Annotated in this window: 12 protein-coding genes; 10 read left to right on the plus strand and 2 right to left on the minus strand. The window is 67.7% G+C overall.

Annotated elements, in window-relative coordinates; all coding sequences use genetic code 11:
• The first annotated feature begins 21 nt into the window (after positions 1–21).
• Genes RH90_RS12570 through RH90_RS12615 form a run of 10 tightly spaced genes read left to right on the plus strand, consistent with a single transcriptional unit; the run spans position 22 to position 12,805 of the window.
• Positions 22–666 (plus strand): XrtA/PEP-CTERM system exopolysaccharide export protein, encoded by a 645-nt coding sequence (locus RH90_RS12570; protein ID WP_010186049.1) that lies wholly within the window; start codon positions 22–24, stop codon positions 664–666.
• Between the two features lie 13 nt (positions 667–679).
• Positions 680–2,203 carry an XrtA system polysaccharide chain length determinant gene (locus tag RH90_RS12575; protein ID WP_010186051.1) on the plus strand — a complete coding sequence of 508 codons (1,524 nt, stop codon included), beginning with the start codon at positions 680–682 and terminating at the stop codon, positions 2,201–2,203.
• Positions 2,200–3,141 (plus strand): AAA family ATPase, encoded by a 942-nt coding sequence (locus RH90_RS12580; protein ID WP_010186052.1) that lies wholly within the window; start codon positions 2,200–2,202, stop codon positions 3,139–3,141. The genes RH90_RS12575 and RH90_RS12580 overlap by 4 nt, the downstream gene beginning before the upstream one ends.
• Positions 3,138–4,766 carry a hypothetical protein gene (locus RH90_RS12585; protein WP_010186054.1) on the plus strand — a complete coding sequence of 543 codons (1,629 nt, stop codon included), beginning with the start codon at positions 3,138–3,140 and terminating at the stop codon, positions 4,764–4,766. The genes RH90_RS12580 and RH90_RS12585 overlap by 4 nt, the downstream gene beginning before the upstream one ends.
• A gap of 39 nt (positions 4,767–4,805) precedes the next feature.
• Positions 4,806–6,224: an XrtA/PEP-CTERM system-associated ATPase gene (locus RH90_RS12590; protein ID WP_010186055.1), complete on the plus strand. Its 1,419-nt coding sequence runs from the start codon at positions 4,806–4,808 to the stop codon at positions 6,222–6,224.
• A 4-nt stretch (positions 6,225–6,228) separates the two neighbouring features.
• The gene (locus RH90_RS12595) at positions 6,229–7,086 is read left to right on the plus strand and encodes an XrtA system polysaccharide deacetylase (protein WP_010186057.1); all 858 of its coding nucleotides are present in this window, start codon (positions 6,229–6,231) and stop codon (positions 7,084–7,086) included.
• Positions 7,083–8,156, plus strand: coding sequence for a FemAB family XrtA/PEP-CTERM system-associated protein (locus RH90_RS12600; protein ID WP_010186058.1), 1,074 nt, complete (start codon positions 7,083–7,085; stop codon positions 8,154–8,156). The genes RH90_RS12595 and RH90_RS12600 overlap by 4 nt, the downstream gene beginning before the upstream one ends.
• On the plus strand, positions 8,156–9,367 hold the full coding sequence (locus RH90_RS12605; RefSeq protein ID WP_010186060.1) for a TIGR03087 family PEP-CTERM/XrtA system glycosyltransferase: 1,212 nt from the start codon (positions 8,156–8,158) through the stop codon (positions 9,365–9,367). The genes RH90_RS12600 and RH90_RS12605 overlap by 1 nt, the downstream gene beginning before the upstream one ends.
• A 16-nt stretch (positions 9,368–9,383) precedes the next feature.
• Positions 9,384–10,913, plus strand: coding sequence for an exosortase A (xrtA, locus tag RH90_RS12610; RefSeq protein WP_010186061.1), 1,530 nt, complete (start codon positions 9,384–9,386; stop codon positions 10,911–10,913).
• Positions 10,913–12,805, plus strand: coding sequence for an XrtA/PEP-CTERM system amidotransferase (locus RH90_RS12615; RefSeq protein ID WP_010186062.1), 1,893 nt, complete (start codon positions 10,913–10,915; stop codon positions 12,803–12,805). Before xrtA ends, RH90_RS12615 begins: the two co-directional genes overlap by 1 nt.
• A 1-nt stretch (position 12,806) precedes the next feature.
• Here the strand turns inward: RH90_RS12615 and RH90_RS12620 are convergent, their stop codons facing one another.
• Positions 12,807–13,235 carry an MAPEG family protein gene (locus RH90_RS12620; protein ID WP_010186063.1) on the minus strand — a complete coding sequence of 143 codons (429 nt, stop codon included), beginning with the start codon at positions 13,233–13,235 and terminating at the stop codon, positions 12,807–12,809.
• A 62-nt stretch (positions 13,236–13,297) separates the two neighbouring features.
• Entirely contained in the window at positions 13,298–14,347 is a 1,050-nt protein-coding gene (locus RH90_RS12625; RefSeq protein ID WP_010186065.1) for a 1,9-bis(guanidino)-5-aza-nonane synthase, read from the minus strand.
• Positions 14,348–14,434 lie beyond the last annotated feature (87 nt).

A 14,434-nucleotide genomic window follows, 5' to 3' on the forward strand; every position in this document is an offset into this window, starting at 1 on the left:
CACAGTCGGCGGGAGGTATGCATGCAGCGTTTTTCGAAGTCAGTTCGCGCGGTTCTGGGCGTCGGTACGAGCGCGCTCGCGCTGGCCGGCTGCACGACCGCGAGCCGTCCCGAATTGCCGCAGGCCGCCTTCGTCGCGGGGCAGGAGCAGCCGGGCGAGGAATATATCATCGGCCCGCTCGACCAGCTCAACATCTTCGTGTGGCGCAACCCCGAGCTCTCGTCGAAGGTGCAGGTGCGCCCGGACGGCCGGATCACCACGCCGCTGATCAGCGACATGCCCGCGGTCGGCAAGACGCCGCGAATGCTCGCCGACGACATGAAGATCGCGCTCGGCGAATATATCAAGGATCCGATCGTCTCGGTGATCGTCGAGAACTTCTCGGGCACCTTCAGCCAGCAGATCCGCATCGTCGGCGCGACCGCCAAGCCCGCCTCGATCCCGTACCGCGCGAACATGACGTTGCTCGACGCGATGATCTCGGTCGGCGGCTTAAGCCAATATGCCGCGGGCAACCGCGCCAAGCTCGTCCGCTACAACCGCGAGACCGGCAAGCAGGTCGAATACAACCTCAAGCTGTCGCGCTTGCTCAAGGACGGCGACAGCCGCGCGAACGTGCGGCTCGAACCGGGCGATGTGATCATCATCCCCGAGAGCATGTTCTAGGGTCCGCTGGCAGATGAGTGGTTTTATCACCGAAGTGCAGATCCTGCTGCACACCATGTGGATGCGGCGCTGGGTAGCGCTCGGCGTCGCCTGGGGTGTCGCCGTGCTCGGCTGGGCTGTCGTCGCGCAGTTGCACAACAGCTATGAGGCGCGCGCGCGCGTCTTCGTCCAGCTCAACACGATCCTGCCGAGCGCGGTGGGGATCACCGCCGCTGACCAGCAGAAGGACGTTGATACGATCCGCCAGACGCTGACATCTGCGGTTAACCTCGAGAAGGTCGTCCGCGGCACCGATCTTGCGAACACGGTAAAGACCGATCGCGACGTCGCCGACCGCGTCAACACGCTGTCGAAGGCGATCAAGATCACCGCGCAGCAGGACAATCTGTTCGAGATCGTCGCGAGCGCATCGAGCCCCAAGGTGTCCGCGCAGATCGTCCAGAAGCTGATCGACCTGTTCGTCGAACAGAACCTCTCGGGTGATCGCGACGAGACGACGTCTAGCCTCAAGTTCCTCGATGCGCAGCTCGAGCAGCGCCAGAAGCAGATCGCCGACGCCGACGCCAAGCGCGCCGATTTCCAGAACCGCTATCTCGGCAGTCTGCCGGGCTCGGGCTCGCTCACCGATCGGATGGGCGCGGCGCGCACCGCGATGGCGCAGGTCGACAGCGATCTTGCGGCCGCGCAGTCGGCGCTGTCGGTGGTCAGCGGCCAGATGGCGGGCACGCCTGCGAATATCCCCGGCGCGGCCGGAAGCGCGGCGAGTGCCGGCCCTGCGCGCGCACGGCTCAATGCGATCCAGGGCCAGCTCGCCGATGCGCGCGCGCGCGGCTATACCGAGAACCACCCCGACGTCGTCGCGCTGCGCAGTCAGCTCGCTTCGGCGCAGGCGGCGGCACGGAACGAGCCGATGGTCGGCGGTGGCGGTGCGGCGTCCGCGTCGAACCCGGCCTATCTCGGGCTGCGCTCGATCCAGGCCGACAAGCAGGCGCAGGTCGCTGCGCTGACCGCGCGGAAGGCACAGCTTCAGCATGACCTCGATGCGATCAACGGCAAGCTTGCAGGGGACCCCGCGGTCGCCGCGCAGCAATCGCAGATCGACAACGATTATCAGGTGATGAAGGACGGCTACGCCAAGCTGCTCGCCGATCGCGAAGCGATCAAGCTGCGCGGCCAGGCGCAGAGCCAGACCGATTCGATCAAGTTCAGCGTGATCGACCCGCCGACCGCGCCACGCGTGCCCGCAGCGCCCAACCGCCCGTTGCTGCTGACCGGCGTGCTGATCCTCGCGATCGGTGCGGGGGTCGCGGTCGCGTTCGGGCTCGCGCAGTTCAAGACGACCTTCGCGACCGCGGGTCGGCTCGAGAAAGCCACCGGCCTGCCGGTGATCGGCTCGATCGGCGCGATGGTGACCAAGGCGCAGATCGCGCACCGGCGGCGGATGCTCGCTTACTTTGCCGGCGGCGCAGGCGCGCTCGGCGCGGCCTATATCGGGTTGCTCGGGGTCGAGATGCTTCAAAGGGGATTGGCGGCATGAGCGGTCCAACCCCACGCAAGCGCCCATCGCTGCTCGAACAGGCGGCGAGCCGCTACGATTTCAACGACCGGATCCGGCCGCTCGACGATGTGCCCGCCGAACCGCCGGTCGCTACACCGACTGCGCCCGTCGCACCGGCTGTCCCGCCCACGCCGAAGCCGCGACCGGTCGCCGCGCCGCGCGCCTTGCCCCGGCCTGGCACCGAGGCGAAGATCGATCGCGCGCTGCTCGCCGAGCGCGGGATGCTCGTGCCCGGGGCGCCGATCGGCGCGCTGGTCGAGGAATTCCGGCTGGTGAAGCGCCAGCTGTCGACGACCGCGCGCGGGGTGCGCGTCCGCGCGGGCGACCTTTCGCGGACGATCCTCGTCGCCTCGGCGCAGCCCGACGACGGCAAGACCTATTGCGCGCTCAACCTCGCCATCTCGATGGCGGCCGAGCGCGATCTCGAGGTGCTGCTGATCGACGCCGATTTCGCAAAGCCCGACGTGATGACGCGGCTGGGCTTGAGCGAGGGGCGGGGGCTGCTCGACGCGCTCGCCGATCCGCAGGTCGAGGTCGAGAGCTGCATCGTGCGCACCGACATCCCGCATCTCAGCCTGCTGCCGTGCGGTACCAAGTCGAACGCCGACACCGAGCTCGTCGCCAGCGCGCGCACCGGCGAACTGATCGCCGAATTGCTCGCCGCCGATCCGCGGCGCGTGCTGATCTTCGATTCGCCGCCCGTACTCGCGGCATCGCCTGCCGCCGCGCTTGCGCATCACGCCGGGCAAGTGATGCTCGTCGTGCGTGCCGATCGCACCAGCGAGGGCGATCTGCGCGAAGCCGTCGACCTGCTCGACGGCTGCGAAGAGATCCAGCTCCTTCTCAACGCCGTATCGTTCGCCCCCGGAGGGCGGCGGTTCGGCAGCTATTATGGCCAACAGGAAGACGCGTCATGATGTGCCGCATCCGCTCCACTGCTCTGCTGCTCGGGACCGGGCTGACCGCCTTGCTCGTCGCTGCGCCCGCCCAGGCGCAGGACGCCCAGCGCCGAAGCCGCATCTCGCCCTATATCGAGGTCGGGCAGATCGTGACCGCCGACCTCAAGAACGACGATGTGCTGACCTATACGACGGTCGCTGGCGGGGTCGAGGCGTCGGTCCAGACGCCGCGCACGCAGCTCCAGGTGAGCTATCGCTACGAGCGGCATTTTTCCTACGCCAAGCGCGTCGGCGACGATGATCTGCACAATGGCCTCGCACGCGGCAGCATCAGCGTCGCGCCCAATCTCAGCATTGAGGCCGGCGCGATCGCGACGCAGACGCGGACGGATATCCGCGGCGCCGCACCGATCGCGCAGGTCGGTCAGCGCGACAATATCAGCCAGGTCTTCTCGGGCTATGTCGGGCCGAGCTATGCTGCGCATGTCGGCCCGGTCGGCGTCGCGGCGAGCTATCGCTACGGCTATACCAAGGCGGGATCGCCGGGGAACACCGGCGTCGCGGCGGGGAGCCCGCGCCTCGATACGTTCGACAGCTCGCAGAGCCATACCGTAAACGTCAGCGCTGGCGTGAAGCCGGGCACGGTGCTGCCCGTCGGGCTCAACGTCTCCGCGGCATACGACCGCGAGACCGCGAACCAGCTCGACCAGAAGTTCGAGGACAAGGTCGTCCGCGCCGATCTCGTCGCGCCGGTCGCGCCGACGGTCGCGCTCACCGCGGGCGTGGGATACGAGAATTTGCAGGTGAAGCAGCGCGACGCGTTGCTCGACGCCAATGGCGTGCCGGTGGTCGATCGCAACGGCCGCTTCAAGACCGACCCGGCCTCGCCGCAGCGCATCGCCTACGAAACCGACGGCCTGATCTACGACGCGGGCGTGATCTGGCGCCCGTCGTCGCGCACCACGCTGCAGGCGCATGTCGGGCGGCGCTATGGCGGGATGACCTATTACGGCACGCTCACCTACGCCGCGACACGCTCGGTGTCGTTCAACGCCGACGTCTATGACGCGGTCGAGACCTTTGGCGGCCAGTTGCGCAACAGCCTAGCGGGCCTACCGACCTCGTTCCTCGAGCAGCGCACCGCCTTCACCCAGCAATATAGCGGCTGCACCTTCGGCGCTGCGGGCGCGGGGGCGGGTGGGTGCCTCAACGGCGTGTTCCAGTCGATCTCGACCTCGGCGTACCGCGCGCGCGGCATCGACGCGGTGATCTCGGCGACGCGCGGCAAGCTCAATCTCGGCGTCGGCGCGGGCTATTCGAACCGCCGCTTCCTCGCGCCCGATCAGACCAATGCGGCCTTCACGATCAACGGCGTGAGCGACCAGAGCTATTATGCGCAGGCCTTCGCCAATGTGCCGCTGACGCGCGTCTCGGGAATCAACGGCACGCTGATCTACAATTATTACGACAGCGGGATCCCGGATGCTTCGGGTGTCACCAGCGCTGCGGCGACCGCGCTCTATTATCACAATTTCGGTCGGATCGGCACGAGTGCCTCGGCGGGCCTGTATTCGTTCAGCCAAAGCGGTGCCGCCGACCAGCTTTCGGCGACGGGGCAAGTGGGTGTACGGTATCAATTCTGAAACGCATGGACGGATAACTGTCGTTGCGGGGATAGCAGCATGTACGAAGACTATTATGGATTGCGCGGTCGCCCGTTTCAGCTGACGCCCGACCCGCGTTTCTGGTTCGAGACCGCGACGCATCGCAAGGCGATGGCGTATCTCGGCTATGGCCTGGCGCAGGGCGAGGGCTTCATCGTCATCACCGGCGATGTCGGCGCGGGCAAGACGACGCTGGTCGGCCATCTGATGGACACGGTCGATGCGACCCGGCTCCACGTCATCAAGATCGTCTCGACCCAGATCGAGGCGGAGGACCTGCTGCGGATCGTCGCGGGCGGGCTCGAGATCGACAGCGACGGTCTGACCAAGTCGCAACTGCTCGTCGCGATCGAGCGCGGGCTGCGCGCGACGGCACGCGCCGGGCGCCGCACGCTGCTGATCGTCGACGAAGCGCAGGCGCTGCCGGTGTCGAGCCTCGAAGAGCTGCGCATGCTCTCGAACTTCCAGACCGGCAGCCATGCGCTGCTGCAGATCTTCCTGCTCGGCCAGCCCGAGTTCCGTGAGCGACTGCACGGGTCGGACCGGCTCGAACAGCTCCGCCAGCGCGTCATCGCGGTGCACCATCTCGACCCGATGGAGCGCGACGAGGTCGAGCCCTATATGCGGCACCGTCTCGGCGTCGCGGGGTGGACCGGGCGACCGGGCTTCACCGACGACGCCTATGACGCCTTCTACGAAGGCACCGACGGCGTGCCGCGCCGGCTCAATCAATTGGCGGGGCGCGTACTGCTCTATGCCGCGATCGAGCAGCTCGACACGATCGACGCGCATGCGGTGGCGACCGTGCTCGCCGATATCGCGGGCGACATGCCCGGGGTGAAGCCGATCGCGATCCCCGAGCGCTCGGCGGTGCCGGCGCGGCAGCCCGAGATCGAACCCGTGGCAGGCTTCGTGCCCGAACCGGACACGCCGGCCGTGCCGCATTCGGAACCGGTCGCTGCGTTCGAGTCCGAACCCGAGCCTGCGTTCGCGGACGAACCCGAACCGGACCCGGAGCCGGAACCCGAACCTGAGCCAGACGCTGAAGCTGAGGCTGAGGCTGAGCCCGAGGTCGATGTCGAGCCGACGGTCGAGCGCCGGGAAGAAACCGAAACGCTGCACGCGCCTGATCCGGTCGTGCTCGCGGTCAGCAAGCCCGTTCCGGATGCAGTCGTCGAACACGTCGACGAAGCGCCCGCGCACGATAGCGGTTGGAACACGCCGATCGAGGACGCGGTCTGGACGTCGGAAACACACGAAGCGCTCGGCGAGCCGGTCCATAATGAGCCCACTTCCGACTTGGCTGAACAGATCGCCGCGCTCACCGCGCGTGTCGACGAGCATGACCTCGCGCTCCGGCGCGTGCTAAAGCTGCTCGTCGATTGGGCCGAGTCGGGGCAGGTGCCCGGGCTCGCAATGCCGCATGGCGAGGGATGAAGCGATGCGCCACGCGCTGACGGTCGATATCGAGGACTGGTTCCAGGTCGGCGCGTTCGAAAAGGTGATCGCCAAGCAGGACTGGGATTCACTCACGCCGCGCGTCGAGCGGAATACCGATGCCGTGCTCGCCTTGTTCGGCGAAAGCGGCGTCAAGGCGACCTTCTTCACGCTCGGCTGGGTCGCGGCGCGCTATCCCGCGCTGATCCGCCGGATCGTCGAACACGGGCACGAAGTGGCGAGCCATGGCTGGGACCATGACCGCGTCTTCACGCTCGATGCCGCGCGCTTCCGCGCCGACATCGCGCGCGCGCGCGCTGCGCTCGAGGATGCGGCCGGTGTTGCGGTCACCGGCTATCGCGCGCCGAGCTTCTCGATCGATGCGCGCACGCCATGGGCGTATGAAGTCCTCGCCGAAGAAGGCTATGCCTATTCGTCGAGCGTCGCGCCGCTCAAGCACGATCATTATGGCTGGCCCGAAGCCTCGCGCTACGCCTTCCGCCCGCTCGCCGATTCGGCGCTGATCGAGGTGCCGGTGACGGTCGCCGAATTCGGCGCGCGCCGGATGGCGACCGGCGGGGGCTTCTTCCGGCTCTTCCCGGCGGCGCTCACCGATTATGCTGTGCGGCAGGTCAGCCGCGAACGGCAGCCGGCGATCTTCTATTTCCATCCCTGGGAAATCGATCCCGGCCAGCCGCGCGTCGCCAATGCGCCGGCGAAATCGAAGCTGCGGCATTACAGCCGGCTCGGCGCGATGGCGGGCAAGCTGCGCGGGCTGATCAGCCGGCATGACTGGGGCCGGATGGACGCAGTCGTCGCTGCGCTCGACCTCCCGGCGCGCGAGCGCGAGCCGGTCGCGTGACCGCGCCGTTGCTCGCGGCGCCGATCGGCGTCCGCGCGGTCGACATACGCGCAAGCGACGAGCGCATCCGGCTCGATGCCTTCGTGCGCGCGCAGGCCGCGGCGACGCCGTTTCATCTCCCTGCCTGGAGCATCGGCGTAGCGCGGGGCTGCGGGCAGACCAGCCATACCTTGATCGCCGAACATGCCGACGGTTCGCTCGTCGGGATGTTGCCTTTGACCGAGGTGCGCTCGCCCTTGTTCGGCAAGGCGCTGGTGTCGAACGGCTTCGCGGTCGGCGGCGGCGTTCTCGCGACCGACCAAGCGGTCGTGCCCGCGCTCGCGAGCGCTGCCTGGGCGCTGGCCGAACGGCTCGGCTGCCCGACGCTCGAACTGCGCGGCGGTCCGATCCCGGTCGAGCGCTGGCAGGTCGATACCACCACCTATCTCGGCTTCGCGCGCGACCTCGCGGCGAGCGATTCCGACGAACTGCTCGCGATACCGCGCAAGCAGCGCGCCGAGCTGCGCAAGGCGCTTGATGCCGATCTCGAAATCTCTATCGGCCGCGCGCCGGCCGACCGAGCGGCACATTATGCGGTCTATGCCGAATCGGTGCGCAACCTCGGGACGCCGGTCTTCCCCAAGCGGCTGTTCCACTCGGTGCTCGACCAGTTCGGAGAAGATGCCGATATCCTTACCGTGCGCGCAAACGGGCAACCGGTCGCAGCAGTGCTCAGCCTGTATTTCAACGGGACGGTCTATCCCTATTGGGGCGGCGGGACGCACGCCGCGCGGGGCTTGCGCGCCAATGACCGGATGTACTTCGCGCTGATGGCGCACGCACGCGCGCGCGGCTGCACGCGTTTCGATTTCGGGCGTTCCAAGGCCGGGACCGGGCCGGCGGCATTCAAGAAGAACTGGGGCTTCGAAGGCGTTCCGCTGCCCTATGCCAAGCGCGCTGCGCTCGGCACCCAGGCGCGCGAGATCAACCCGCTCGATCCGCGCTATTCGCGCAAGGTCGAGCTGTGGAAAAAGCTGCCGCTGTGGCTCGCGAACCAGCTCGGCCCGCATATCGCGCGCGGCCTCGGCTGATGGGCGACATCCTGTTTCTCGGCCACCGCGTGCCGTATCCGCCCGACCGCGGCGACAAGATCCGCGGCTTCCACATCCTCAAATACCTTTCGGCTCGCAGCCGTGTGCATCTCATCGCCTTCGCCGACGACACGCGCGATCTGCGCAGCAAGAGCGGGCTGGCCAAGCTCACCGGCAACCGCTCGATCATATGGCGCTCCAAGTCGCGGCTGCGCGCGGCGATCGAGGCGCTGGTGACGCGCAAGCCGATCTCGCTGACGTCGTTCGACAGCCGGTCGCTGCGCGGTGCGGTCGAGGCGTTGCTCGCGCGCCATGCGATCGACACGATCTACGTCTTCTCGAGCCAGATGGCGCAATATTTGCCCGCACGCCCGCGGCAGAAGGTGATCATGGATTTCGTCGATATGGATTCGGCCAAGTTCGCCGCTTATGCGAAGGACGGCCGCGGTCCGATGGGGTGGGTGATGCAGCGCGAAGCCCATCTGCTGTTCCAGTATGAACGCAGCATCGCCGCGCGCGCCGATGCCAGCCTGTTCGTCAGCGCAGCCGAGGCGCAGCTGTTCCGCGAGCGCAGCGGAGCCGAGCGCGTCCATGTCGTCGAGAACGGCATCGATACCGAAGTCTTCTCGCCTGACGCATCGTTCAAGCGGATCGAGGCGACCGAAGCGCTGATCGTCTTCACCGGCCAGATGGATTATCGCCCCAATGTGGAGGCGGTGAGCTGGTTCGTCGAGACGATCTTCCCGCACATCCGGGTGCGCTTCCCCGACGCCCATTTCGCGATCGTCGGGCGCGCGCCGAGCGAGGCGGTCAAGGCGCTCGCCAGGCAGCCGGGCGTGATCGTCACCGGCGAAGTCGCCGACGTCCGCGGTTGGCTCGCCGCGGCTTCGGTGGTGGTCGCGCCGCTCAAGCTCGCGCGTGGGATCCAGAACAAGGTGCTTGAAGCGATGGCGATGGCGCGGCCGGTCGTCGCCTCGCGCGCCGCGGCGGAGGGAATCGACCATGCCGATACGCTGCGCGTCGGCGAGAGCGTCGGCGAGATCGCCGATGCGGTGATCGCCTTGCTCGACGACCCGGCCGCGGCGGCGCAGCTGGGCCGCGCCGCGCGCGCGCAGGTCCAGGCGCGCTACAGCTGGGAGGCGCGGCTCGCGCCGCTCGACGCGCTGCTGGGGATCAGCGTCAAGGCGCCGTCGCGCCGTTCCGCGGCCTGAGGCGGTGACGCTCGCAATGCCCGCGCAGGCGTCCGCCGCGGCGCGCGCGAGCTTTGCGCCGCTGTGGCGGCGGCAGTCGGCGGTGCTCGCGATCGTCGCGATCGCGCTGCTCGCGCTGTTCCGAACCGATGTGGCTGCGCTGACGACGATCTGGTGGACAAGCACGACCTTCGGGCATTGCCTGTTCATCACGCCGGTACTCGCCTGGCTGGCGTGGCAGCGCCGCGCCGAGCTCGCCCAGGTCGCGCCGGTCGCCTGGGCGCCGGGGCTGGCGATCGTCGCGCTGGGCGGCCTGGGCTGGATGTTCGGCGATGCCGGCGGGGTCGCGCTCGCGCGGCATCTCGGGATCGTCATGATGCTGCAGGGGGCGGCGGTGACGCTGCTCGGTCCCAATGTCGCCCGCGCGCTGCTCTTTCCGCTGGGCTACGCCTTCTTCCTCGTGCCGTTCGGCGAAGGGCTCGAGGAGCCGCTCCAGCGCGTGACCGTCGCGCTGACGATGCCGCTGCTGCATCTGTTCGGGGTGCCCGCGCAGGTCGATGGCGTGCTGATCACGATCCCCAACGGCCATTTCGAGGTCGCCGAGGCGTGCTCGGGCGCAAAGTTCGTGATCGCGATGGTCGCCTATGGCACGCTCGTCGCCAATGTCTGCTTCGTGGCGTGGCGCAGGCGGGCGCTGTTCCTGCTCGTGTCGGTGATCGTACCCGTGCTTGCCAATGGCGTCCGCGCGTTCGGAACGATCTTCGCGGCTTATCACACCTCGGTCGAGGCGGCGACGGGGTTCGACCATATCGTCTATGGCTGGATCTTCTTCGGGCTGGTGATGGCGGCGACGCTGGCGATCGGCTGGCGCTGGTTCGACCGTGCGCCCGATGCACCGGCGTTCGATCCGGCGCGATTCCAGGCCGTTCCCGGGTGGCGGCTCGATGTGTTGGTTGCGGCGGCGCTGGTCCTGGCGATCGCGGCGGTGTTCCCGCTATGGTCGAGCGCGATCGCGGGGCGGGCACAGGTGTTGCCCGCCGTGATCGCGCTTCCCGAAGTGCCCGGCTGGCACCGCGTGCCGACCAGCACGCGCGCGGCCTGGTCGCCCAATTATCCGGGCGCCGACCATTTCCTGTTCGGGCGCTATGCCGATGCGGTGGGCGATGCGGTCGATCTCGCGATCGCGGTCTATGGCAGCCAGCAGGAGGGCAAGGAGATCGTCGCGTTCGGCGTCGGGCCGATCCGCGAGGACGATGTCTGGCTGCGCGTCGAGGATCTTCCCGATCTCGCGGGCGGTTCCGTCCTGCGCGTCAGCGCGCCGGGGCCGGTCGAACGCCAGATCGTAACGTGGTACCGCGTCGGCGATGTGGTGACGACGAAGGGACCGATCGTGAAACTGGAAACGCTCAAAGCCAAGCTGATCGGCGGGCCGCAGCGTGCGGTGGCGGTGCACGTGTCAGCCGAAGTGCTGCCGGGCCATGACGCGCGCGCCGCGATGACGCGCTTCATCGCGGAGCTCGGGCCGATCGACCGCATCGCGGATCGCGCCGCCGGGATGCCGCGCTGATGTGCGGCATTGCGGGGCTTTACTACCCGTCGACGCCGAAGCCGGTCGATCCCGCGCGGATCCAGGCGATGGCCGATGCCCAGGCGCATCGCGGGCCCGACGGCTCGGGCGTGTGGACTGCGCCGGGCGTCGGGCTCGGGCATCGCCGGCTGTCGATCATCGACGTCGCGGGCTCGCCGCAGCCGATGGCGAGCCAAGACGGTGCGCTGACCGTCACCTACAATGGCGAGATCTACAATTTCGCGGCGTTGCGCGCCGAGTTGCAGGCGCTGGGCGCGGTGTTCGTCACCGCGGGCGATACCGAGGTGCTGCTTCATGGCTGGGCGGCGTGGGGGCCGGCGATGCTCGACCGGTTGAACGGCATGTTCGCCTTCGCGCTCCACGATGCGCGGCGGCAGTGCCTGTTCCTCGCGCGCGATCGGCTGGGGGTGAAGCCGCTCCATTATGTCGAACTGGCCGATGGCGCGGTGGCGTTCGCGTCCGAGTTGAAGGGGCTGCTTGTGCATCCGCTGGTGCGCCGCGTGCCCGATATCCACGCAGTCGAGGATTATCTGGCGTTCGGCTATGTGCCGGACGACGCGTGCTTGGTCGCCGGGGTGAAGAAGCTGCCGGCCGGTCATTCTCTGCTGATCGAGCGCGGGAAGCCGCTGCGCGCGCCGGCGCGCTGGTGGGACGTCGATTTCTCGAAGCGCGCGACCGGATCGGTCAAGGTGCTTGAGGAGGAATTGACCGCACTGCTGCGCGAGGCCGTGACGTCGCGGATGGTGTCGGACGTGGCGCTCGGCGCGTTCCTGTCGGGCGGGGTCGATAGTTCGGCGGTGGTCGCGCTGATGGCCGAGGCATCGCGCGGGGCGGTGCGGACCTGCACGATCGGGTTCGACGAAAGCAGCCTCGACGAGCGCAAATACGCCGATCAGATCGCGCAGCGCTTCGCCACGCAGCATCGCGAGCGCGTCGTCGCGGCGGACGATTTCTCGCTGATCGACACGCTGGTCCACGCGTTCGACGAGCCCTTCGCCGATGCCTCGGCGCTTGCCACCTACCGGGTGTGCGAGCTGGCGCGCGAAGATGTCACGGTCGCGCTGTCGGGCGATGGGGCGGACGAGGCGTTTGCCGGCTACCGACGCTACAAGTTCCAGGCGGCCGAGGAGCGGGTGCGCGGACTGGTGCCCGCGCCTGTCCGCAGCAATGTGTTCGGTACGCTCGGGCGGTATTACCCCAAGGCCGATTGGGCGCCGCGACCGCTGCGCGCCAAGACGACGCTGCTCGCGCTCGCCGAGGATGGCGCGGAGGGCTATGCCCGTTCGGTTGGGGTGACGACCCCGGCCTTGCGCGCGGCGCTGTTCACCGATGCCGCGCGCGCCGCGCTTGGCGGGCACCGCGCCGAGGATCGCTATGTCCGATCGATGCGCGATGCGCCGGCGCGCGACGCGCTCGACCGCGCGCAATATGCCGACTTCCAGCATTGGCTGCCCGGCGACATCCTGACCAAGGCCGACCGCACCAGTATGGCGGTCGGGCTCGAGGCGCGCGAGCCGTTGCTCGATTATCGGCTGGTCGGGTTCGCCGCCAAGCTGCCCGCCGGGATGCGACTGCGGGGCGGGCAGGGGAAGTGGCTGCTCAAGAAGGCGATGGAGCGCTATCTCCCGAAGGACATCCTGTATCGGCCGAAGATGGGGTTCGTGACGCCGATCAGCGCGTGGTTCCGTGGGGCGTTGGCGGATGAGGCGGCGCGGCTGGCGTCATCGCGCGTGCTCGCGGGGACGGGCTGGTTCAACGCCGCGACGATCGCACGGCTCGTCGACGATCATCGCAGCGGACGCGCCGACCACGGGCGCACCTTGTGGCAGCTGGTGATGCTCGAACGCTCGATGGCGCGCCTGTTCGGCTGAGTTAGCGAAACACCGCCATCGCCGCATGGAGTGTCAGCGCTACGAGCATAAGCGAAGACGCGAGGAACAGGATGAACCGCACCGACACTTTGTTGACGGTGGCCTGCCAGATGCTGTGCGCGACGCGCAGCACGACATAGGCCCAGGCGATCCAGGCGTTGAAACCGTCGCCGGTGCCGGTCAACGCGATCACGCCGCAGACCGCGTAGAACAGCGTCGGCTGTTCGGTCAGATGATTGTGATTGTGCGCGATCCACTGGATCTTGGGCGGCAGGCCGCGATCGGCATCGGCCGCCTTGGTGCCGACCAGTCTGGCCATATCGATTCCCGACGCCTTCATCGCCGGCAGGCGGGTCACGAGCATCCACACGAGCATCACCAGTGTCCAGGCGATCAACGCCACGACTGGTTTGAGAATCTCGCTGTGCATGAAAAAGCCTCCCCCAATTGCTCGGGGGAGGCTGCCTCACTTCGTTGCTGTTTGCAACGCGATCAGTCGAAGCTGGCGCCCCAGCGACGCTTGACGCGGTCCTTCCACAGGCCGCGGTGATAGGCGTCCGAGGCCAGCAGCGGCATCACCGAACCGGCCTCGGCAAACACCATCTGCTCGATCCCGGTGTTGACCTTGCCCCACGAGGCCGCCTCCTGCAGCGTCGAGGACGAGCAGGCACCGTCGCGGACGTCCGCGACGGTGATCTGCACCGCGTACTTGTGGACCTGCACGTCGTCATGCCCGAGGATCTCGGCGCAGACGACCGTGTCCTGGATGAAGTTCTTCGGCACGCCGCCGCCGATCATCAGCAGGCCGGTGGTGCCCGCCTTGATCTTGATGTCGGTCAGCTCGCGGAAGTCGGCGATCGCGTCGAGCACCATGTACGGCTTGCCCTCCTTGGCACGATCGACCTGATGCTTGACCAGACCGAAGCCCGCCGACGAATCGACGAACGCCGGGCAGAAGATCGGCACGTCATGCTCATAGGCGAGCTTGACGAGGCTGTTCTCCTTCTTGCCGTTCTCGACGAGATACTTGCCCATCTCGCGGATGAACTCGCGGCTCGAATAGGGCCGCGGCTCGAGCGAATTGGCGATCTCGAGGATCGTGTGGTCGCAATCCTGGAGCTGCTCTTCGTCGATGTACGTGTCGTAGATTCGGTCGATCAGCAGCGAGCGCAGCGTGTCGTCGTCGGGCACTTCGAGCGCCTGGTAATGCTTGTGGCCGAGGCCTTCGAAGAAATCCATGTCGACGATCGACGCGCCGGTCGCGACGACGCCGTCGATCATGTTGTTGCGCAGCAGCTCGGCATAGAGGTCCATGCAGCCGCCGGCCGAGGTAGAGCCGGCGATGACGAGGAAGATCGAGCAATCCTTGTCGGCGAGCATCTGGTTGTAGATGTCGGTCGCGCGGCCGAGGTCGCGGCTGGTGAAGCTCATCTTCTTCATCGCATCGACGATCGGGCGCGCGTCGAACTTGGTGATGTCGATATGCTCGACGGTGGTCGAGAGGAGCTCGGCCTTGCGGTTGGTGGTGGCGATGTCGTTCATGATCTTTCCTTATCCCCCTCCCGCTTGCGGGAGGGGCTAGGGGTGGGCCCGCTTGCCGCGAGCGTTGTATCTGGAAGTGAGCGCGAG

The organism is Sphingomonas sp. PAMC 26605 (assembly GCF_000241485.1).
GTDB lineage: Bacteria > Pseudomonadota > Alphaproteobacteria > Sphingomonadales > Sphingomonadaceae > Sphingomonas.

Coding starts and splice junctions, on each gene's coding strand:
- RH90_RS12590 (WP_010186055.1), top strand. CDS start 4,806: ATGTACGAAGACTATTATGGATTGCGCGGTCGCCCGTTTCAGCTGACG.
- RH90_RS12580 (WP_010186052.1), top strand. CDS start 2,200: ATGAGCGGTCCAACCCCACGCAAGCGCCCATCGCTGCTCGAACAGGCG.
- RH90_RS12585 (WP_010186054.1), top strand. CDS start 3,138: ATGATGTGCCGCATCCGCTCCACTGCTCTGCTGCTCGGGACCGGGCTG.
- RH90_RS12595 (WP_010186057.1), top strand. CDS start 6,229: ATGCGCCACGCGCTGACGGTCGATATCGAGGACTGGTTCCAGGTCGGC.
- RH90_RS12615 (WP_010186062.1), top strand. CDS start 10,913: ATGTGCGGCATTGCGGGGCTTTACTACCCGTCGACGCCGAAGCCGGTC.
- RH90_RS12575 (WP_010186051.1), top strand. CDS start 680: ATGAGTGGTTTTATCACCGAAGTGCAGATCCTGCTGCACACCATGTGG.
- RH90_RS12620 (WP_010186063.1), bottom strand. CDS start 13,235: ATGCACAGCGAGATTCTCAAACCAGTCGTGGCGTTGATCGCCTGGACA.
- RH90_RS12605 (WP_010186060.1), top strand. CDS start 8,156: ATGGGCGACATCCTGTTTCTCGGCCACCGCGTGCCGTATCCGCCCGAC.
- RH90_RS12625 (WP_010186065.1), bottom strand. CDS start 14,347: ATGAACGACATCGCCACCACCAACCGCAAGGCCGAGCTCCTCTCGACC.
- RH90_RS12570 (WP_010186049.1), top strand. CDS start 22: ATGCAGCGTTTTTCGAAGTCAGTTCGCGCGGTTCTGGGCGTCGGTACG.
- xrtA (WP_010186061.1), top strand. CDS start 9,384: ATGCCCGCGCAGGCGTCCGCCGCGGCGCGCGCGAGCTTTGCGCCGCTG.